General features: G+C 41.6%; 11 protein-coding genes. 1 reads left to right on the forward strand and 10 read right to left on the reverse strand.

The features are described 5' to 3' along the window. Positions 1-50 precede the first annotated feature (50 nt). From J0A69_RS17990 to J0A69_RS18005, 4 genes are all read right to left on the reverse strand, one after another. Entirely contained in the window at positions 51-2477 is a 2427-nt protein-coding gene (locus J0A69_RS17990) for an ABC transporter permease (RefSeq protein ID WP_206588011.1), read from the reverse strand. Positions 2478-2652: 175 nt separating this feature from the next. Beyond that, on the reverse strand, positions 2653-5076 hold the full coding sequence (locus J0A69_RS17995) for an ABC transporter permease (RefSeq protein WP_206588012.1): 2424 nt from the start codon (positions 5074-5076) through the stop codon (positions 2653-2655). Positions 5077-5587: 511 nt separating this feature from the next. After that, the gene (locus J0A69_RS18000) at positions 5588-6598 is read right to left on the reverse strand and encodes a cytochrome d ubiquinol oxidase subunit II (RefSeq protein WP_206588013.1); all 1011 of its coding nucleotides are present in this window, start codon (positions 6596-6598) and stop codon (positions 5588-5590) included. Positions 6599-6608: 10 nt separating this feature from the next. Next, the gene (locus J0A69_RS18005; RefSeq protein WP_206588014.1) at positions 6609-7955 is read right to left on the reverse strand and encodes a cytochrome ubiquinol oxidase subunit I; all 1347 of its coding nucleotides are present in this window, start codon (positions 7953-7955) and stop codon (positions 6609-6611) included. Positions 7956-8227: 272 nt separating this feature from the next. On the opposite strand from J0A69_RS18005, the gene J0A69_RS18010 reads away from it, so the two are divergent. Then, positions 8228-9214 carry a bestrophin family protein gene (locus J0A69_RS18010; RefSeq protein WP_206588015.1) on the forward strand — a complete coding sequence of 329 codons (987 nt, stop codon included), beginning with the start codon at positions 8228-8230 and terminating at the stop codon, positions 9212-9214. Positions 9215-9280: 66 nt separating this feature from the next. On the opposite strand, the gene J0A69_RS18015 is transcribed toward J0A69_RS18010, so the two are convergent. The 6 genes from J0A69_RS18015 to J0A69_RS18040 all read right to left on the reverse strand — a co-directional run bounded on the left by J0A69_RS18015 (position 9281) and on the right by J0A69_RS18040 (position 20726). Then, positions 9281-9976, reverse strand: a complete 696-nt coding sequence (locus J0A69_RS18015) for a head GIN domain-containing protein (protein ID WP_206588016.1) — start codon at positions 9974-9976, stop codon at positions 9281-9283. 221 nt (positions 9977-10197) lie between these two features. Then, complete coding sequence (locus J0A69_RS18020; RefSeq protein WP_206588017.1) at positions 10198-12624, reverse strand: ABC transporter permease; 2427 nt, start codon at positions 12622-12624, stop codon at positions 10198-10200. Between the two features lie 82 nt (positions 12625-12706). Continuing rightward, positions 12707-13396, reverse strand: a complete 690-nt coding sequence (locus J0A69_RS18025) for a head GIN domain-containing protein (protein WP_206588018.1) — start codon at positions 13394-13396, stop codon at positions 12707-12709. Between the two features lie 150 nt (positions 13397-13546). Continuing rightward, the gene (locus tag J0A69_RS18030) at positions 13547-15967 is read right to left on the reverse strand and encodes an ABC transporter permease (RefSeq protein ID WP_206588019.1); all 2421 of its coding nucleotides are present in this window, start codon (positions 15965-15967) and stop codon (positions 13547-13549) included. Between the two features lie 465 nt (positions 15968-16432). Then, complete coding sequence (locus J0A69_RS18035; protein WP_206588020.1) at positions 16433-18838, reverse strand: ABC transporter permease; 2406 nt, start codon at positions 18836-18838, stop codon at positions 16433-16435. Between the two features lie 673 nt (positions 18839-19511). Beyond that, positions 19512-20726, reverse strand: a complete 1215-nt coding sequence (locus J0A69_RS18040; RefSeq protein ID WP_206588021.1) for an exo-beta-N-acetylmuramidase NamZ family protein — start codon at positions 20724-20726, stop codon at positions 19512-19514. Positions 20727-21709 lie beyond the last annotated feature (983 nt).

Raw genomic sequence — 21709 nt, forward strand, 5'->3', positions numbered from 1 at the left:
CGTATTTCTTACTTCGTCATTTATACTTCCCACTTCGTACTTCCTATTTCTTATTCGTCTTTAAGGCTCTTCACCGGATTTGCCTGAATACTTTTATAGGTCTGGAAGAAAATAGTCAGCACTGCCAGCCCTAAACAACTTCCAATTGCTAATGCAATCACCCAAACGCTGATACCAGTCTTATAGGCAAATTCCTCCAACCACTGATTCATAAAATAAACTGCAAGTGGAATGGCCAAAGCCACAGATATCAAAACCAAACGGAGGTAGGAAGCAGATAACATGACAAAGATTTCCGCCATAGAAGCGCCAAATACTTTTCGGATTCCAATTTCCTTGGTTCTCAAATGAGTGGTATAAGCGGTCAATCCAAATAGTCCCAAACAGGCTATCAAAATGGACATGAAAGTCAGTACTTTCAGAAGATCAGCCATTTTCATTTCGGATTGATAGACTCTAGCAAAATCCTGATCCATAAATGAATAATTCATAGGAACCCGTGGCTCGTAAGCTTCCCAACCTGCCTTCAATTCATTAATGGCAGATTCCGCCTGATTTCCCTGAACTCTCACAGTGATATAATCCCTCAAGTAATAATCATGCATGTATTCGATGACCAAGGGTTTGATCTCGTTTCTGTAGGTTTCGAAATTGAAATCCTTCACCAATCCAACCACTTCCAAAGAAGCTTCATCATCCTCTCCCTCATTTTTCACTAAAATCTGTCCAATTGGGTCCTCAGCAATTCCAAGGTATTCAGCAGCTTTTTCATTGATTATGATTTTTCCGACATCTGCTCCTGAAGTTTGTGCAAAGTTTCTTCCCTTCAATAATTCAAAATGATAAGTAGTCAGGTATTCTGCATCTGCTTCATACCAGTTCATCCCCTGATCTTCTTTGGAATTAATGGAGTTAAAAGAGCGCATTTGGTATTGACCGGTCATCGGAATTCCTGTGGAAAAGCTCATGGATTCGATTTGGCTGCTGGATGCAAATCGTCCTTTGAAATCTTCCCGCTGTGAATTCTGAATTTCTCCATCATTGTGGATGATGAGCAGTTGCTCTTTGTCAAAGCCTGGATTGGAATTTTGTATAAAACTCATCTGACGCTGCACCAAGAGGGTACAAATAATCAGGGTCAAAGAAGTAGCAAATTGAAAAACCACCAAGGCATTTCTGAAGGAATGGGCATTCTTTCCAACAGTCAATTGCTTCTTCATGATTAGCAAAGGCTTGAAGGAAGAAAGGTAAAATGCCGGATACGCGCCAGAGATAAGTGTCAATCCGATCAAGAGAATTGGAATCATACCCAATACCAATGGATTACTGAATAAATTAAACTGAATGTCTTTGCCGGAAATCTGATTGAAAAGTCCATTTGACAACTGTACTACAACCAGTGAAAGCGCTACAGAGATCAAAACCAAGATGAAAGCCTCTGTCAAAAACTGGTAGACCAATTGGGACTTTGCCGACCCCATTACTTTCCTCACTCCTACCTCCATGGACCGAAGTCCAGCTTTGGCAGTAGCCAAATTCATAAAATTGATACATGCCAAAAGCAACACAAAAACCGCTACCAAAGAGAAAATATACACATAGCTTTCATAGCTGTTGGCTTCCAATTCCCTTAGCAAATGAGATTTCAAATGGATATCCTGAATCGACATCAACTGAAGATTGTAATCTGAACCCTCACCCTCTTTCTCAATAGCCGGAAATGCATAATTCGAAACGATCTGATCTAATTTCGCCTTCACTGCTTCACTGCTACCATTTTCGATTTTCACATAGGTATTTAGGATAGGCCAAGTCCAGGAGTCCATCAAAAAGATCTCTTGATTCATCCATGGCTCATAAACCAGCATATCAAAATGTAAATGGGACTGGGCAGGGATATCCTTAATCACAGCTGCTATTTTACGGGGAGTGGGATCATTACTACCGATCAATAATGCCTTTCCAAGGACTTCCTGAGGAGGGATTTCTCCAAAATACTTCTTTGCCAGAGATTCTGTTATCGCAATAAAATTGGGTTGGGAAAGCGCCTTTTCTTTGCTTCCTGCCACTAAAGGCATATCAAAAACCTGAAAGAAATTTGGCTCAGCATAGAAAACATTCTCCTCACGGAATACCTGATCCATATTGGTTCCGGATCCTGGCTGAATTGTAAAGTCATTCCATTTCAAAATTCTCGTCACCGCATTTACTTCCGGAATATCGGAGGCAATTCTTGGCCCCAAAGCCGGAGGGGCTGTAGCATAGCTTGCTGTTTTAAAATCTCCCCAATGGGAACTCACCCTATAAATAGATGAGGATTCAGAGAGATATTGATCATAACTGAGTTCATCCTGAATAAAAAGTGTGATCATCAAAAAACCACTGATCCCAAGAGTCAAACCAAAAATATTCAGTCCAGTATACAGTCTGTTTTTCTTAAGTACTCTCCAGGCAATCTTTAGGTAGTTTTTTAGCATAATCAATCTAGAATTTAATAGGCCGGGCATAATAGAGCCCATTGTCTCTCTTTCTACATTTCCAGTTTTGTGCCATAGAAAAAAGCCCAAAACAGCGTTGTTTTGGGCTTTTTATCTAATGTTTCATAAGTCAAGCGAACAATTTCGTCCGCTCGTGGTCAAATCCAAAAAATCACTATTCATCTGATAAACTGTCCACTGGATTAGCCAAAGCGGATTTGATTGCTTTGGATCCTACCGTCAAACCGGTGATCAGTAAAGAACAAATCATAACGATAACAAAGAGTCCTGTCGAAAATGGGATTTTGAAGGCAAAATTCTCAAGCCATCTTTCCATCATCCAGTAAGCAATCGGAACAGCTATAAAGAAGGCCAATAAAACCATAAGGAAATACTCTCTTGAAAGCATAAAAGTAATTTGGGAAACAGAGGCTCCAAGCACTTTGCGAATTCCGATTTCCTTTACTTTTTGACTAATCATAAATGAGACAAGTCCATAGAGTCCGATGCAGGAAATCAGGATAGAGATCCCAGCGAAAATCTTGAATACCAAAGCTAATTTTTGTTCGCTTTCATAGAATTTCTGAATAGATTCATCTAGGAAATACCCATGATAAATCTGCTCAGGATAGACCTTATCAAAGGCTTCCTCCACTTTGGCTACGTTTTCCAAAGAAGCATTTTGATCCAATTTCAAACCAACCACACGATAAAATTCCTTCTTTGGAGCTATCACCAATTGCTTGATTTCGTCTCGCAAAGAATTAACAGTAAAATCTTTGATTACGCCCGTTACAGTCGCCCATTCTCTCATCATCCCCAATCTAAACTGCTTTCCTATCGCATCATTAGGGTCTTCGATTAATAGCCTTTTAACCATGGTTTCATTGATTACCACCTCTTTGATGGTATCACTTTGTTGGTAAGGACCACCTGCGACAAACTCTATATCATAGGTCTCGAAATACTTTTCATCTCCAAACTTTGCATAGGCAGGAAATGGAACATCTTCTTTCTTCCCGTCAAAATAAAAGTTGAACAAGCTATTATTGTCAGAAGCGGGTACATCGGAAGCCAAGCTTGCGGTGACTACGCTTGGATTTCCCTGTAATTCCTGCTTGAAATATTCTATTCGGCGCTCATCTTCTGTGTCAAAGGGAACCTCCACAAAATACACATGCTCTTTAGTGAATCCCAGATCTGCATCTTGGACCATATTCATCTGCTGAATGGCAATGATCGTACTGATCATCAAGATCTGCGCAATGGCAAACTGCACTACCACCAATGCCTTTCTTACAGATATTCCACCCACATGATTTTGCTGGAACTTACTTTTCAAAGCGTGAATAGGCTTGAACTTAGAGATTACCAAGGCTGGATAGAAGCCTGAAAGTAGGGTCAAAGTCAAAACCAAAATGCCAACAAATGCCAAAATAATCGGTTGGAAGAAATCCATCTTTTCCGGGACATCCGCTATCAAACTCAGGAATGGAAGCAGAAAAGTAGCTGCCAGCATCCCGATCAATGCTGCGATCAAAACAGATAGAAAAGTCTCTCCGAATGATTGAAAAATGATCTGGGTTTTAGTACTTCCCATCACTTTCCTAACACCGATTTCTTTCCCTTTTCCAATGGCTCTGGAAGTTGCCAAATTCACAAAATTAATGGAAGCCATAACTAGGATAAACAATCCGATGATCGCCAAAGTATTGACGGTAGTTAGTCGAGTCACACTACCACTGATGCTCCCATAAACCTGGTCAAAGTGAATATCTTTATATGGTTGTAGGATCAAAGCCTTCTCTGAATTCCCTCTACCCTCAAAATTCTTTTTGGTAAAACCATCCAAAGCTGATTGGGCACTAGCTAAATCGGCATTTTCTGCCAAGCTCACATAAAGTTGATTGTCACTTCCCAAACTTCCCCAAGACTCTAAATCATGATCATAAATCTCTGGATTAGATCGTATGGTCTGGTAGGAAACCAGCATATCAAAAAACATATTGCTGTTATCCGGGATGTCTTCGACAATCCCTCCTACTGTTAAATTCAAACCACTGGAAAAATCTAAAGTTTTGTTTTCAGCCAATTCCCAGCTACCAAAAAACTTGGCTGCGGTGGTCTTTGTCAGAATAATTTTATTGGGTTCTGAGAGGCTCTGGATATCACCGGAAGCAAATTCCAGATCAAAAAGATCAGCAAAATCAGGTGTGGTATAAAAAGTATAGTCGATTTCATACTTGTCCGGAATCCCTGCTTTCGCAGCATCCTTGTAAATATTCACTTGTGTGTTGTAAGCAGATTTGACAGGCACTACTTCCTCAAAAGGCAAGTTATCTGCGGCAATCGCATCGGGAACAGGGTTGTTTACTCCGGGATTGTAATCGAATCCATCTGGGTATTTGTCTTTGGAAACGATCCTGTAAATCTCATTGTAATGGCTTTGAAATTTATCAAAGCTCATTTCATACTGGATGATGACAAAAAGTAAAAGAGAGGCGGTAATCCCTATGGCTAATCCAAAAATATTAATGGCACCAGCCCATTTGCTCCGGACCAGATTTCTCCAAGCAACTTTCAAATAATTTGTAAACATGTTGGCAATTGTTTCGGTAGTACTAAATCTCAAAACTTAAAATCCCTGCTATCTATTCCACATTAATGCCAAAGGAAAAAAGCACAAAACGACTCAAATAGCCGCTTTTAGGGATTTTCAAGTAAAAAGTAACGGACAATTTTGTTCGCTAGTGGGCGATTTCTGTTTCAGTAGGCAGTCGCAGGAAGCAGTTGCAGTAGACAGTGTCAGTAGGCAGAACTATTAGCTTTCAGCCTGAGCACTTGAGAAACGAGAGTCTCGAAATCGAAGGTATTGAACAAATTGCCTCCCAGTAATAAATCGCTTTTTTGCGCGTCATTGCGAGGGAGGAACGACCGAAGCAATCCCGATGGAATGGACGAGATTGCCACGTCGTCGTACCTCCTCCTCACAATGACGGTCCGAAGGAAAATTTATCTTTCGAGATGGTTCCGTTTTTGAATGTCATTTCGAGCATGCAATCTCGTACTTCGTAAATCGTATTTCCTAAATCTTCCTTCAAAAATCAATGCTACTCCATCACTTTCGATCTCTGAAAACTAAACAGAAGATAAAAGAGCGAGGGAAGGATAAACAGACTCCCAATTAACAGAGCCCAAGCTAGTGTTTCTATGGGTTTTCCGATTGCTGCGGAATTAAAAACAGAAAGATTTTCGCCAGACTGGGTGATGATGATATCTGGAAAATAATGGTAGCCGAAAGCAATCAAAATAGCACTCACGACAAATCCACTAAGCGCTCTGCTCAACTTCCTGTTTCCTTTTTCAACTTGAAACCAAAGAAAAACCAAAGCAAGTGTCGCCAGCAAAAGTATGGAAAGCGTCAAGGGTTCTTGTATCAATAGGCTGACCAAAGCAATACCTTCCAATTCCGCCGCCAAAAAGACCAATCCTCCCGCCAAAACAGTTGCCACCATAAATATCCGAGATCGCTTTATTAGAAATGATTTCAACTCTTTTTCCTTCGTTTCTCCAACCAGAAAAACAGCAGCAAGAAACCCACAGATAGCCACTGTAAACAGTCCAATGGAAAGGCTAAAGAAATTGAACCAAGGATGGATAAAGGAATCGTAAAAGTTAGCTGCATCAGGATTGATGTTACCACTAACTGTAGCTCCGAAAATCAAACCCAGGAACAACGGAGTTACAAAACTTGAATAGGTAAAAATCAAATTATAAATCCGCTGCATATCATCTTTGACAGCATCGTAATGCCTAAAAACAAAGGCGGTTCCCCTTCCAATAATACCAATTAACAGCATTACCAAAGGAATATGCAAATGCACGGAAAGCATGGTATAAATAGCCGGAAAGCCCACAAATAGAATCACAATCGTAATAATCAGCCACATGTGATTGGCCTCCCAAATCGGCCCGATTGTCTGATAAGTTACAGCTCTGACTCGATCCCGAATTTTAGCCGGTGTAGTCATTTCCACGATCCCTGCACCAAAATCAGCTCCTCCCATCAGGACGTACAACGAGATTGACAAACCCAGAAAAACAATGACCACGTATAGCATGTGCTAGAATTTAATTGTTGGCAATAAATGGTTTAGGACTCTCTGTATTGGCTTCTTTCAAGGATTCCGGAACAGCTTTGATCTGTCTTATCAATAGGAAAGTCACCACCAGAGCAAGTGAGATGTAGATCGCTGAAAACAGATAAAAAGAATATACGATGCCAGGGATTGGAGTCACTGCATCCTCCGTTCTCAATATTTCATTAATAATCCAAGGCTGTCTTCCCACTTCCGTAACAGTCCAGCCTGCTTCAACCGCTATAAAACCGAGGGGAGTTGCCAAGGCAAAAAGCCAAAGAAACCAATTCGCTTTCAACCATTCCTTCTTTTTCCAATTGGAAAGGAAAAAGAGCAAAGCCAAGCCCATCATTACCATTCCTAAGCCAACCATTATTTGAAAGGCAAAATGGGTTACCATCACGGGAGGATGATTTTCCTCGGGAAACTGATCCAAACCAATTACCTCAGATTCAAAGTCTCCATGCGCCAAAAAGCTCAAGGCTCCCGGAATTTTCAGAGCATAATTAACTTCCTTCGCCTCCTCATCAGGAATCCCACCGATGATCAATGAAGCGCCTTTTTCAGTTTCAAAATGAGCTTCCATTGCTGCCAGTTTTGCAGGTTGACGTACCGCAATATCTTTCGCAGAAATATCCCCAGAAATAGGCTGAAGCAATGCTGCAACTCCACCAAAAACCAAAGCAATGCGAAAGGCCTTCCGATGAAATTCGATGTTTTTCTTTTTCAACATCATGTAGGCATGGATGCCCGCTACCGCAAATCCTGTTGCCGTAAATGCCGCCAATGTCATATGCAAAGCCTGAGAAAACCAAGCATCATTAAACAAAGCCTGAATCGGATCAATATTGAGATATTCTCCATTCACATACTCAAAACCGGAAGGGCTATTCATCCAGCCATTTGCAGCTACCACCAATATTCCAGATGCCAAACCACTGATTCCTACCACCACTCCGGTAAACCAATGAAACCATGGCTTGAATTTTCCCCAGCCATATAGAAAGAACCCCAAGGCTATCGCTTCTATAAAAAACGCCGTTCCCTCTAAAGAAAACGGCATTCCAAAGATCGGTCCGGCATGAAGCATAAACTTTGGCCACAACAGTCCCAGTTCGAAGGAAAGCATGGTTCCTGATACAGCACCTGTTACAAAAAAGATTGCAACTCCCTTACTCCAGGCTTTGGTTAGATCTTTATAAAGGGGATTTCCTGTTTTCAGGTATTTATAATGGGAAGTGGCCATAAAAAAGGGCATCACCATTCCTATACAGGCAAAAATAATGTGAAACCCCAGTGAAAGTGCCATTTGGGAGCGGGCAGCGAAAAGGTCCTCCATTTGACTTCTGTAGTTTAAGGCCGGCTATTCAAACCAACCAAGTACTTAAAACTTCTTACCTGACTGACGCACAAATTCAGAGATTAGTTCAGCTTTTTCAAACTATTTTTTATTCCTTTTTTCAGTAATAGGATCAAAGCCCAAACCCTGCGAAAGCTCGGTAAAACTAAGCGATCAAAATGAAAGGATTCGTGTTTTTTAGCACAATATCAGAGGCTTAGAGAAGTGATTTTTAACAAAATTCTGTAGCTTAAAGACAAAAAACCACTTTTATGTACGTCAAACGGTATTACAGTTTTTGGATGACAGTTCGCTGGTCCAAATTTTCTTTGATTTATGGCATACTCTACTCCTTTGTCATCATTGTTCTCTACGAAATCACCTCCATCCCTTTCTCTCTTCCATGGCAACCAATCTCTGTGATTGGTGTTGCTGTAGCCTTCTTTCTGGGATTCAAAAACAACAGTTCTTATGACCGAACCTGGGAAGCAAGAAAAATCTGGGGAGCCATCGTTAATGAAAGCAGAACCTTTGCTACTGGAATCCTAAGTTTACCAAACTCTAACTTGCCTTTTGAGAGTAAAAAGAAGATAGTCTACAGACATTTGGCTTGGCTTATGGCTTTGAAGCATGTCATGCGCCAAGAAAAAACTTGGGAACATAATCTCCCAGTGAACAAGCTGAATTTCATTCCCGGTTTTATCAAGGAGTATTACGATGGCATCTACGCTGAAATCGAAAGATATCTTTCTGAAGAAGAATTGACCGAACTCAAAACCCACTCCAATATCCCATCTCATATTCTTAAGAATCAAAGTAATGAGATCTCTAAATTAAAAGAGGAAGGCTTCATGAGTGACTATATTCATGTCAGACTTCATAGCCTTATCGGAAATCTATATACGCATCAGGGAATGTCCGAGCGGATCAAAAACTTCCCATTCCCTAGGCAATATGCTTCCACAGGACTTTGGATTACTTATATTTTCTGTGCTATGATCCCTTTTGGCTTGTTAGATATTTTTGAACAATCCAGAGCCTTGCATTATTGGTTGACCATTCCTTTCTCAGCCATTATTATCTGGGTTTTCTTCTTGGTAGATCGAATTGGTGACTATTCGGAAAACCCATTTGAAGGCGGATACAATGATGTTCCTATTTCTTCTGTAGCCAGAGCAATTGAGATTGATCTCCTGGAAATGGTCAATGATGAAAACATTCCTGCTCCTTACAAAACTGAAAATGGTTTCTTGATGTAAGTAGGCTAAAACAAAAAAAGACCACTAGTCGCCTAGCGGTCTTTTTTTGTTAGTGGTTTATTTTAATTATCTCTTTCGGATACTGCTAGATCCTGAAACTTTGATATCCCCCATTCTTGGAGATCCTGAGTAAACAACATCTCCCGAACCTGAAGATCTTACAGAAATTTCTCCCAAATCACCTACAAAAGTATCTCCGGATCCTGATTTAGAAACTTCCAATTCTTCGATAGAAAGGTCTTCAGCTACGAAATCACCTGAACCTGATTGGCTGATTTCTGCCTCACCAACAGATCCACTTTGGATTTTGATTTTCGCAGAACCAGAAATAGATGCATCCAATTCATCTGCTCTTAGATTTTTCATATAGACATCACCTGATCCCGACAATCCTATGTAAAAGTCTTCCGCTATCACATCAGATTCAACATGCATTTCACCTGAACCAGAACATTTCAAACCTTCCAAATCTGTATAAGTCACATAAAACTTAACTGATACATTTCTATAATTACCATTCACCAAGCCTAGTTTAAGGACATCTCCGTCGATCTCGGTTTTCACCTTATCCAGATCAACTCCTTTGGCCTCAATTCTGATTTCTTCTGTATTTCCTTCTGTCAAGATCACTTCCCAACTGCCACCTGAATGTACTTTGGTGAAATGACCTGGTTTTCTTGTTTCTGTCTGTTGTGCTTGTGCGCATGAAACCATCACGAATGCCGAAATGGCCAATGCTGCTAGTTTTGAATAGATTTTCATTGTATTGAAATTAAATATTGGAAAATTTTAAAATTGAATATTCTCTGAACTTCACTTACCCTTTCAGATGATGTTTCTGGAGAAAAGGTTGCATGAAAATATTTTTTACTCTCATTTCTTTAACCTCCACTCTAACTTTGTACTTTATACTTTTTACTTCGGACAATCCTTTTCCTTCTTCCCACCTCGTATTTCTTCCCTCGTATTTCGTATTTCCCTAATCACTCGCTTTTAATACTTTTCACCGGATCAGCCCAAGCTGCTTTCAATGATTGAGACATAACAGTGATTCCGGCTATGAAACCAGCAATCAATCCAGCCCAAAGGAAGACAGTCCAGCCTATTCCGATTTTGTAGGCAAAGTCTTCCAGCCAACTGTCCATTCCAAACCAAGAGATCGGAACAGCGATCACAAAGCCTATCAAAACGAGTTTCATAAAGTCTTTACCAAGCAGGATCAGTATGTTATTCGTTTCGGCTCCCATTACTTTTCGGATTCCGATTTCACGGGTACGCTGTGCAGTAGCAAAGGTGGTCAAGCCCAATAACCCAAGCACAGAGATCAAAACTGCCAAAGCTGAGAAGAATGTGAAAATCGTTTTCACACGTTGCTCAGCTTCGTATTGCCTGTTAAATCCTTCATCTACGAATATGGGTTCGAAAGGAAATCCTGGATTTAAATCCGCCCATTCTGTTTTCAAATATGCCAAAGTCTGATCCTTGGAGGCGGCATCCATCTTGATACTCACTTGATTGGAGCGATCCTGAGTGATCATAAATACTATCGGCACAATGGGCTGATGCAAAGATTCGAAGTGAAAGTTTTTCATCACTCCCACAACAAAGCCATTTCTACCTCCATAATTAAATTTCTTTCCTACAGCTTCCTCTGGTGTGGCCCAACCGATATCTCTGATGGCAACCTCATTCAGCAGAAATGCCTCCGAAGAATCACTGGCCATCTGAAAATCAAAATCCCTTCCTGCCACGATCGGAATCCCATAGGTTTTCACAAATTCATGCCCCACATGGATATCAGCAATTCTCACATCCAATTGTGACATTTCACCATTGACTTCAGCAGTTCCATCTTGGGAATCCAACAACCTGCCTGAAGGAACTCTGCTTGAAATGGTCACGCCGTTTATTCCCGGTTGATTGAGCAAGCGATCCTTAATGATCTGGTAGTTTTCAACGATTTTTGGACTGGCAGGCAAAACCACAATATCCTCTTTTTGGAAACCCAAATCTTTGGATTGCATAAAGTCCAATTGTCTTACTACGACAATTACTGCGACAATCAAAATAACCGAAATCGCAAATTGGCCAACAACTAAAATTGATCTAAAATTCTCATGTCCCTTGCCTGCTTTGAAGGTTCCTTTTAAAACTTTGGAAGGTGAAAAACCAGATAGGAACAAAGCCGGATAGCTTCCTGCCAATAAGCCAACTCCAATTGCCAATCCTATCAGTCCCAATAAATACTCTGGATTTTGGATAAAGTTGAGACTTAATTGTTTTTGGGTAAAGTCTGAAAAAACCGGAAGGAAAATCCATACCATCAGCACCGCAATCAGCAATGAGATAAAGGTCATCACAAATGATTCACCCATAAACTGGTTGACAAGCTTACTTCTATCTGCTCCCATTACTTTTCTCAAGCCAACTTCCATGGATCTCAAAGAGGATCTGGCTGTTGACAAGTTCATGAAATTAATACAGGCAATCAGCAGAATAAACAAGGCTACCGCAAAGTAAACATAGACGTAATCAATGTTTCCATTAGCTTCAATTTCAGAATCCAGATTGGAATACAAATGGATATCTTCAATAGGCCAGAATTGGAGTGAGGTGACTTTTGACATGGGAACACCTGCTTGCGCTTCTCCCATATTTCGATCAATCAGAGCAGGCAATTGCGCCTCTAGTGCTTTATAATCATATCCTTCTTTCAGCAGAACATAAGTTGAAAAATTATTTCCCCCAAAGTTCTTCATAAATGCTTCCAAGCCTCCATAAAACTGAATTACCGGATTCATGGTAGCAATGAAATCAGGATGCATGTGGCTATTGTCAGGAATATCTTCAAAAACTCCACGAACCTGAAAAGTCAAAGTCAAGCCTTGAATTTCACCGATCAATTCCTGTCCTACAGCTGGAGCATTGCCAAAATATTTTTTAGCCATTTCCTCAGATATCAATACTCCATCCCCGGATTCCAGTCCAGCCTTAGGATCTCCTTCAATCATCTTCCAGGAAAAAACATCAAAGACCTCAGGATCCGCAAAGAAAAAGTCATCCTCCATAAAGGCATTTTCGCCATTTCGAATCAACAAACCATTATTGGTAAGTCTGACAACTTCCTCTACCTGATCTCCAAAATCGGATTTAATCAATGGCCCAAAAGGAGCCGCCACATGCCCCAGATGCAAACTGACTTCTCCATCTGCATTGTACCAGCTACGGGAAACTCTAAAAATCCTATCCGAATTAGCATGGTAGGTATCATAACTCAGCTCATGCTGTACAAATAAAAAGATCAGGATACTTACCGCCATCCCGATCGACAATCCAAGAATATTTATAAAGACGTAAAGCGGATTCTTCTTGGCATTCCTGAATACAATTTTGAAATAATTCTTAAACATGGGCTGGTGGATTAAGGGCGTGAAAAAAGAAAAGTTTCCGGTTCAGATAGGATCTCCAAACTCGGAAACGATTTTTAAGCTTTTACTTTCTTATAATTCTTCCAGATCCTGAGCTGGCAATAGATTGATGCTCAGGGTCTCCTTTGATGTAGACATTTCCCGAACCGGAAGAAGCTACTTTCAAGTCACCCTCTACTCCAATTGAAGTAGAACCAGAACCTGATTTACCGATTTTGACATCGCCAGCCATCAAATCCAAGGCATCAAAAGCACCGGATCCAGATTGACCAATATTTGCAGTTTCGCAAGAACCTCCCTCAATGATAACTCTTCCAGAGCCACTCATTCCCACGCTTAGTGTGCGGGTGTCAACATCCTGCATCTTGATATTTCCACTTCCTGAACTCCCGATAGAAAATGTGCGGGAAGAAACATCCGAAGTCACATCAATATTTCCAGAACCACCTAGACCAATTGCCTCAAGTTCACGGACTGTAACATAGGCTGTGAAATTCACATTGTTATGTCTTCCTTTCTCCAATTTGATTTCAAGCTTTCCGTCTTCCACTTCAGTAATAACTTTATTCAAATCAAATCCTTTGGACACCAATTTCACTTCGTCTTTATCTCCCAAAGAGATAATTACATCCCAAGAACCCGAAGAATTGACTCTTGTAAAATCACCTGGAGTTCTTACTTCTGTCTGTGCCTGAGCAGTTGTCCCCATCAAAAAAAGCAGGAATACAAATGCGTAAATAGTTGATACTTTCATTTTTAAATAGATTAGTTGGTACTTAAATGATCCAGAGACTGTGCCAAGCAACAAAAAACCCTTTCAGAGGCCTGAAAGGGTCATTTGAAGATTAAACTTGTCCGCACAGATCGGATTTTGACCGAATGCGAACAAAGAAACTCCTAGTGTTTATTCGCTTTTTAAACTTTTGACTGGATTCACAATAGCCGCACTGATCGCCTGATAACTCACTGTCAATAAAGCAATTACTAAAGTCAGGACTCCTGCTATCAAAAACACATAGATTCCCAGATCTATTTTGAAGGCAAAAGATTCCAACCAGCTATCCATCGCAAACCATGCAATAGGTACAGCAAATAGGAATGCTATTGCAACTAGCTTCGCAAAATTAAGAGAGAGCAAAACCACAATACTTCCCACTGAAGCACCTAATACTTTTCTCACTCCGATTTCTTTGGTGCGTAGGAAAGCCGTGTAAGCTGCCAATCCAAACAAGCCAATACATGCAATCAGGATCGCAAGGATTGAAAAGACACCCAGAATTTTGCTGGAAGTTTGCTCGTTTTTATAAAGCTCGGCTAAGCTGCTGTCCAGAAAATAATAGGAAATCGGGAGCCCATCGGCTTGCTCTGACCATTTTTGTTCTACTAATTCCAACAATTCGCTTTGTCGGTTTGCCTCAAATCGTATTGCGAGGAAATTGGTAAATCCAGCTGGGTTCTTGGTATTAAAAATTGCCAGTGGAGTGACTTTGGTATGCAGGGACTCAAAATTAAAATCCTCCACTACGCCTACTACAGTCAGTTCTGAGGTAACATTTTCCCCATTGATATTATTTGTAGTATTTAGATGCTGACCTATTGGATCCTCATCTCCAAAAAAGACTTTTACGGCAGCTTCATTTAAAATCAAGGAAAGTGAATCATTGAAGTTTTCGTCAAAAACTCTTCCCAGTTTTGGCTCTAAACCGATAGTAGAGAACAAATCAGCCTCGGCAGAAAAACCTTTTGTCGTTAACACATCTCCACCGCCTGGTTTGGTAAACTGCACACCAAATGTACCCTGTCCTGGCATGGTACTGGTTTTCCCTGCTGAAATCACCCCAGGCATATTTTCAATCTCCTGTTTCAGAGAATTATTATTAGGTTGACCTCCGAATCTTCTTAAAACAAGTACATTTTCCTTGTTAAAGCCCAAACTCGTAGACTGGATGAAATTGATCTGATCATTGATTATCAGAGTTCCGGAAATTAGCACGATCGCGATTCCGAACTGAAAAACCACCAAACCGTTTCTCAGCCAATTCCCTTTGCTGGTTTTCAATTTACCTTTAAGGATGCTGATTGTGTTAAACTTGGAAATATGAAATGCCGGATAATAACCTGCCAGCAAACCTACCACCACTCCGAAAAGCAACAAAAGTGGGAATACCGATAGCATGGCTTTCCAATCAAACACCAAGGATTTTTGAGCCAAATTGTTAAAGAAAGGAACCGCAAAACTTACCAAAACAATTCCAATCAGTAAGCTGAACATGGTCAAAAGAACAGCTTCCATCAGGAACTGGGTGATAATTTGTTTTCTATCCGAACCCATGGCCTTTCTCACTCCCACTTCTTTGGCTCGATCAGCAGATCTTGCCGTGGCAAGATTGATAAAATTGATACAGGCTAAAACCAGAATAAATACTGCGATTGAAATGAAAATATAGACATAGAGGTAATTGCCATTTGCCTTAAACTCCCCTTCCAGATTGGAATGCAAATGGATGTCGGCTACAGGCTGCAAAAAATAATTGTATCCATTTCCCGCTGCAGTATAATCGGCATAGCTTATCCCCAGATTTCTCTCTATTTGGCCGGAGGCATATTTTGTCACCAAAGCAGGAATTTCATTTTCAACTTCCTCTGGAGCCACTGATGGATCAATTTTCAAGTAGGTATGTGCAGCAAAAGAGGTGTAATTTTCCTGTTCAAGAAAGGGGAAAGAAGTATTGGAAACCAGGTAATCCAGCTTCATATGGGAGTTTTCAGGGATATCTTCCATCACTCCCGTGATCTCATATTCAGCCTCTCCCTGCTTGAGGGTTTTGCCCATGGGAGATTGACCATTGAAGATTTTTTGTGCAGCCTCCTCCGAAATAACTACTGTATTCGGCTCTGCCAAAGCTGTTTCTTTATTGCCTTGAATTAATACAAAGTCAAAAACATTGAAAAAATTAGAATCTACTGCCGCCAAAAAATCCACTTCATAAGAGGTTTCCTCATAGCTGATGATATTTCCTCTACCAAAATAAAAAATCCGCGTGGCTTCCTCCACTCCTTTGATCTCCTCTTGCATCACTTCGGCAAAGCTTGGAGGTATGATGGAATAAAAATTCACATGATCCGGATAAATCCGCTCCAAGGCTACCCGGTGAATCTGCTCATGATTGGGAATGAATTTGTCATACGAAAGTTCATCCTTAACATGGAGCATGATTAGCATGCAGCATAAAAAACCCAAGGTCAATCCCAGCACATTAATGATGGAATAGACCTTGTTTTTCTGGAGATTTCTGAGGGCAATCTTGAGGTAATTTTTAAACATAGCGCTGGGGTTTGGGGCTGTTAACTTCTCAAAACTATACTTATTTCATTCTCTGGCTATTTATTGGCCGACGTGGCAATCTAAGAATTATTAGAACTTATTATCACGAGATTGCTTCGCTCCTTCCTCGCTCGCAACGACGATCCAAAATTCATTTTTCGATCGTCATTGCGAGGAGGCTTTTTAGCCGACGTGGCAATCTAGAAATCTTTAGCACTAACTAGTTCGAGATTGCTTCGCCACTCTCAAAGAGGATCCAAAATTCATTTTTCGAACGTCATTGCGAGCCTGTCTGCCGATAGGCAGGGAGGCCCAAAGGCCAACGTGGCAATCTAGAAATCTTTTGCACTAACTAGTTCGAGATTGCTTCGCCTCGTTCCTCGTCTCGCCCGCCTCCCGGAGGGCAGGCAATGACGGCCTAAATCTTATATCATACATCCTAAATCATAAATCCTACATCCCTCATCATTCGTCTTTGATAGAATCCACCGGATTAGACCAAGCAGCTTTCAAAGCTTGAGATCCAACCGTCAAAATCGCTATCAACAAGGTCAACCCACCTGCTACCAAAAAGGAAAGAACAGATAATCCGGCTTTGTACGGAAACTCCTCTTGCCAGCTTCGCATCGCATACCAAGCCAGAGGAAATGCAAATACCATTGCGATTCCAACCATGATAATAAAATCCTTACTGACCAAGCTTAAGAGATTACCACTACTGGCACCGAGAACTTTTCTGATTCCAATCTCTTTGGCTCTTTGCTGAACTGTGTAGGCTGCCAAACCAAATAAACCCAAGCAGGAAATCAGAATCGCCAGAATACCTGCGATAGTGAAAGCCTTGCTCAATTGCTGTTCTGATTGGTATTGGGAAGCAAATTTCTCATCCATGAAAAAGTAAGTAAATGGATTGCCAGGGAAGATTTCCTCATAAATGGATTGGATAGAAGCCAGATTATCCGCCATTTGATTGGGATCCACTACCAAAGAAAAGAAACCATCCGCCTGAGAAGGAAGGAAAATCATCGGAGAGATTTTTTCACGCAAGGACAAATGATGATAATCCTTGACCACTCCTATCACTTCGTATGGATCTCCCCAAAGGATGTTTTTACCAATGGCATCTGCAGGACTTTCGAAGCCTAATTCTCGCACCGAACTCTCATTTAAAATAAGCTTTTTGGCAGCACCCCAACCTTGCTCTGCATCTGCTTGGCTAAAATTCCTTCCAGCCACCAATTCAATTTCATAGGTTGGAATAAACTGATCGTCCATGATCATCATGGCGTAGTTTTTCTCCTTGTCTTCCGGTCTTGGAACCATCGGGGTGATCCCACCAGCGGTAAAATTATAGCTGATCCCAGGAAGCGCATTGGAAGCTCCCAATCCTTTGACAAAAGTCTGAGAAAGCAGACTCTGCTTAAAGTTTGCCATTTTGTTTTTCTTGTTTTCCCCTACATCATCAGGTCCCTCCACAATGATCTTCTGATCCAGATTCATTCCAAGATTCTTGCTTTGCATAAAGTTCAACTGATCCCGAATCACCAAGGTGCAAACAATAATCCCAATGGAAATCACAAACTGAAATACCACCAAGCTCTTTTTCAGGATTTCGCTACTTGGAGCTTGGAATCTCAACTCAGATTTATGATCAAATTTGCCCGACAGGGCCACCACATAAAATCCGGAAATCAAAGCACAGATACCGATCACGCCTACAAGCAAGATCCAGAAAACCGGTGTCTGGAAAGCTCCCATCCAAATTGATTTCCCAATAATTGACTCTGCGAGATTCTGTCCCAGATACACCAAAGAAATACCGATCACCGTAGCAAAAACCATCAAAAGAATGGTTTCCACCATAAACTGCTCTGCTAATTGCCAACTTTTCGCACCCAGCACTTTACGCATTTTGATCTCTTTGATGCGGGTCAAAATACTAGCTGAGGATAGATTCAGGTAATTCACATAGGCAATTCCCAAAATCAAGAAAGCCATGATGGCAAAAACCAAAATGGTGGCTAGACTGCCGTAGGAAGGCAAGGAATCAGAAATACTGGAACCCAAGTGCATTTCTGTGAGCGGCTGGAGCGTGATAGTGACTTCCTCTGAACCCGGATTTTTTCGAATGAAATCAGTGATCTGCTGGGATAAATCCTTCGCATCTACCCCTGATTTACTTAAAGCAAAAAGATTCACAAATCCAGAGTCCACCCCATTCGGATCAGCCCAATCATTTCCTCCTCGGTTTTCTGGGTTTTCCAGCGTATGAATGGAAATAAAGATATTGGCAGCCAAATCAGATCTGGCAGGTATTTCGGCAAGTACGCCTGTTACCGTAAAATCATGCTTTCCGAACTGATTGCTCAGGCTAAAGGATTTACCCAAGGCATCTTCTTCTCCAAAGTATTTTTTGGCAAGTTCTTCCGTGATGACGGCAGTTTGCGAAGCACTTAAATCTGCGGTGCCTCGTAAAATCGGAAATGAAAAATCCTCAAAAAAGCGTCCTTCCACGAAGCTGACTTGATTTTCCTTGAAGGCCAAATCCGTTCCCGGAATCGCGATCAATCCACCACCGATAAACTCAGCCAATCGATCCACAGCCTCAACATCCGCAAACTGATCTTTGAGAATAGTTGCATAACCGGGAGGCAAATAGACATTAGGATCTTGATTTCCGTCCGTTACCACCACTCGATAGAGACGGTCTTTGTTGGCGTGAAAATCATTGTAAGTCCACTCTGTTGCCAAAAAGGCGAACAAAGTCAAAAAGGTGACCAGTCCTAAAACCAATCCTATGACATTGACGAAACTGAAAAGTCTCCTTTTCCGAAGACTACGAAATGCAATTTTGAGGTAGTTTTTCCACATACAAGATTCAATTTGGCTGATGAAGCTAAAAAAATGCAGAAATGGATTTTCCGGTACCAAAAGGCACAGAACATTCTCAAATCCGAACCTTAGAAATCCACTTTCATGCCATCCAAAAACCGTCAAATCAATGCTTTAGGGCAGTTTAAGCTGAAATTGCTTCAAAACTATCGGACAAAATTGTTCGCCTGCGGTCGAAGATACTCGAATGTCATTGCGAGTCTGTCTGCCGATAGGCAGGGAGGCACATAGGCCGACGTGGCAATCTAGAATTCATTAGCACTATCTTTTGACGAGATTGCTTCGCTCCTTCGTCACTCGCAATGACGATCCAAAACCTGATGCTCGAACGTCATTGCGAGCCTGTCTGCCGATAGGCAGGGAGGCTATTTAGCCGACGTGGCAATCTAGATTTCATTAGCACTTTCTTTTGACGAGATTGCTTCGCTCCTTCGTCACTCGCAATGACGATCCAAAACCTGATGCTCGAACGTCATTGCGAGCCTGTCTGCCGATAGGCAGGGAGGTTATTTAGCCGACGTGGCAATCTAGATTTCATTAGCACTTTCTTTTGACAAGATTGCTTTGCCTCGTTCTTCGTCTCGCCTGCCTCCCGGAGGGCAGGCAATGACGGTCCAAAAAGCCAGACCGAGGTGAGGCCGAAAAAATACCTTTAAGGATACAGCAAATACTTCAACCGCATTTCCTTATAAGCAGAAAGCTCCGGCTCCCAACCAGCCCTAATCGTCTCCATAGGTACATTATCGATAATCTGCTGTCTGAAATCCCCTCTCCCGATTTGGATTTCGATATTGTTCATCTGGTTGCTCAAACTTGAATCAAAAAACTTTTCCTTTTCAGGACTGGCCTGATAGAGTTCGCGGATCCACTCAAAATTGATTTGACCTCTTTTTCGTAATTGCTCGGTATCATAATCACGCAAATCAATCCCATAACAAACCTGATCCATAAATAATGGGGTTTCGGCCATTCCCTTAATGCCTGTTGGGGTGAAACTGAACTCATAAATCCCCTTATAAGCTGGACTTCCAAGAACAGTGAAAGGAAAATAGGTGCCACGACCCAAATTGATATAAGTGCCTTCAAACATGCATAAACTAGGGTAAAGCAAAACCGATTGTGGCGTATTCAAATTCGGTGAAGGAGCAACAGGCAAGACATAAGACATTTCATGGGTATAATTGGCAACCGGGATCACAATAATATCCGCTTGGACTTGATTAGTCAGCCAACCTTCACCATTTGCCATCTTGGCAAACTCCCCAACTGTCAGCCCATGCGCCATTGGGATTGGGAACATGCCGATTCCGGATTTGTACTTCATATCCAACACAGGACCATCGATCAGATAGCCATTTGGATTGGGCCTATCCAAAATCAACAAAGGTTTGTTGTTTTCCTCACAAGCCTCCATCAGGCGAGCCAGAGCATTGATATTGGTATAAAAACGAACGCCAACATCCTGCAAGTCATAGATCAACACATCCACATCAGCTAAATCCTCTTGGCTGGGTTTGTTTTTCTTGCCATAAAGGGAAATTATCGGGATGCCCGTTTGCTCGTCGACTTCATCTGAGACTTTGGCGCCTGCACTGGCATTTCCCCTGAAACCATGCTCCGGACCGAAAACTTTGACAATGTTCACTCCCAGTTTTTGGAGGCTATCCACCAGATGCGTTTTGCCGATGATAGAGGTTTGATTTGCCAGTACGGCAACTCTTTTCCCTTCAAGTAGTGGCAGATACAAATCCGTTTGCTCCGCTCCTGTTTTGATTTCCTGCTTTGGTTCTTCAACTTGGTTGGCAGGAAGTTTAGTGGTGCAAAAACAAAGGAGAATACTCAGGGCAAAAAGTGAAAGGTATTTCATGGAATGCTAGGGGTATTTTTACGATTTTGAAAAATACGTCTTTGTTAGGAACTAGGCAATTTGGATTTGATAGGGAGGGATTTTTGAAGGTCATTGTGAGCCTGTCTGCCGATATGCAGGGAAGCTTTTTTGCCTACTTGGCAATCTAGAATTCATTAGCACTTTCTTTAACGAGATTGCTTCGCTCCTTCGTCACTCGCAATGACGATCCAAAACCTGATGATCGAACGTCATTGCGAGGAGGCTATTTAGCCGACGTGGCAATCTAGAAATTATTAGCACTTAACCTTAACGAGATTGCTTCGCTCCTTCGTCACTCGCAATGACGATCCAAAAGCCGAGCCGCGGTCTGTGAGACACAGACCGAGGTGATATACTCAGACCGAGGTTGAGGTTCCATCTTGCTGGCTTAACGGTTCTGTCTCCGAAAGAAAATCCTGGGCCAGCGCTGAGGAATTCTAATCCATTTTTTACCCAGGGTTAAAACCCTGGGCTATTAAGCTTTGACCCCGCTGGGGTCTGGAATTACTCAGTCGAGGACATTTACATTTCGATCTTAGATTAGATTCCATCTTGCTGGCTTAACGGTTCTGTCTGTGAGATATAGACCGAAATTAGGAGATTGCTTCGCCTCGTTCCTCGTCTCGCAATGACGGTCCAAAACCTGATGATCGAACGTCATTGCGAGCCTGTCTGCCGATAGGCAGGGAGGCTATTTAGCCGACGTGGCAATCTAGAAATTATTAACACTTAACCTTAACGAGATTGCTTCGCTCCTTCGTCACTCGCAATGACGATCCAAAAACTGATACTCAAACGTCATTTCGAGGAGGCTTTTTTGCCGACGTGGCAATCTAGAATTCATTAGCGCTTTCTTTTGACGAGATTGTTTCGCTCCTTCGTCACTCGCAATGACGATCCAAAACCTGATGCTCGAACGTCATTGCGAGCCTGTCTGCCGATAGGCAGGGAGGCTATTTAGC

Source organism: Algoriphagus pacificus (genome assembly GCF_017254845.1).
Lineage (GTDB): Bacteria > Bacteroidota > Bacteroidia > Cytophagales > Cyclobacteriaceae > Algoriphagus > Algoriphagus pacificus.

Bases quoted from the DNA above. Each gene is read 5' to 3' on its own strand.
- J0A69_RS17990 (WP_206588011.1), bottom strand. From the start codon at position 2,477: ATGCTAAAAAACTACCTAAAGATTGCCTGGAGAGTACTTAAGAAAAAC.
- J0A69_RS18015 (WP_206588016.1), bottom strand. From the start codon at position 9,976: ATGAAAATCTATTCAAAACTAGCAGCATTGGCCATTTCGGCATTCGTG.
- J0A69_RS18040 (WP_206588021.1), bottom strand. From the start codon at position 20,726: ATGAAATACCTTTCACTTTTTGCCCTGAGTATTCTCCTTTGTTTTTGC.
- J0A69_RS18030 (WP_206588019.1), bottom strand. From the start codon at position 15,967: ATGTTTAAAAATTACCTCAAGATTGCCCTCAGAAATCTCCAGAAAAAC.
- J0A69_RS18000 (WP_206588013.1), bottom strand. From the start codon at position 6,598: ATGCTATACGTGGTCATTGTTTTTCTGGGTTTGTCAATCTCGTTGTAC.
- J0A69_RS18035 (WP_206588020.1), bottom strand. From the start codon at position 18,838: ATGTGGAAAAACTACCTCAAAATTGCATTTCGTAGTCTTCGGAAAAGG.
- J0A69_RS18010 (WP_206588015.1), top strand. From the start codon at position 8,228: ATGTACGTCAAACGGTATTACAGTTTTTGGATGACAGTTCGCTGGTCC.
- J0A69_RS18025 (WP_206588018.1), bottom strand. From the start codon at position 13,396: ATGAAAGTATCAACTATTTACGCATTTGTATTCCTGCTTTTTTTGATG.
- J0A69_RS17995 (WP_206588012.1), bottom strand. From the start codon at position 5,076: ATGTTTACAAATTATTTGAAAGTTGCTTGGAGAAATCTGGTCCGGAGC.
- J0A69_RS18005 (WP_206588014.1), bottom strand. From the start codon at position 7,955: ATGGAGGACCTTTTCGCTGCCCGCTCCCAAATGGCACTTTCACTGGGG.
- J0A69_RS18020 (WP_206588017.1), bottom strand. From the start codon at position 12,624: ATGTTTAAGAATTATTTCAAAATTGTATTCAGGAATGCCAAGAAGAAT.